Below are 503 nucleotides of genomic sequence, written 5' to 3' on the forward strand. Positions count from 1 at the left end.
CGAGGGGGAGGGCTTAGACGGGCGCCTTCTCCGCCCAGCCCACACATCCAAACCGCCTAATCCCTTGCCCCACAAGGGATCGCCGTCCCGCCACGCCCTTTCAGCGCGCCCTACCTGCCGCCGCCCCTACCCTCTCGGACATGAGCATTCATTCCGAAAGCCCGGCTCCGGCCCGCACCCGCCGCTCCACCGAACTCTGGGCCCGGGCCCGCGCCGACTATCTGGCCGGCGGCAGCGCCCCCGAGGTGTGCGAGCGCCATGGCCTCAGCCTCTCGACCTTCCGCCACCGCGCCCGCGTCGAGGGCTGGCGCCGCGCCGACCAGATCGAAACCCCTGTGGACGCGCCCTTCGTCTATGAGCGCGAGTACGACCCCGGCGACTGGCGCAACTTCGCCGAGGAACTGGATCGTCCCGCCCCCGTCGAGGGCATGAGGCCGCCCGCCGCGCCAGACCCCGCCGCCTACGAAGTCCACGACGGCTTCTGCGCCCGCCCGCCCCGCATC

The 503-nt window shown here is 72.6% G+C and carries 1 protein-coding gene; it reads left to right on the forward strand.

From position 1 onward, the window contains the following. Positions 1-140: 140 nt before the first annotated feature. The coding region (locus HX774_RS19440; RefSeq protein WP_178829036.1) for a hypothetical protein at positions 141-503 on the forward strand (363 nt) is incomplete at its 3' end.

The sequence above is a fragment of the Brevundimonas sp. P7753 genome, from assembly GCF_013386595.1.
GTDB classification, from domain to species: Bacteria; Pseudomonadota; Alphaproteobacteria; order Caulobacterales; family Caulobacteraceae; genus Brevundimonas; species Brevundimonas bullata.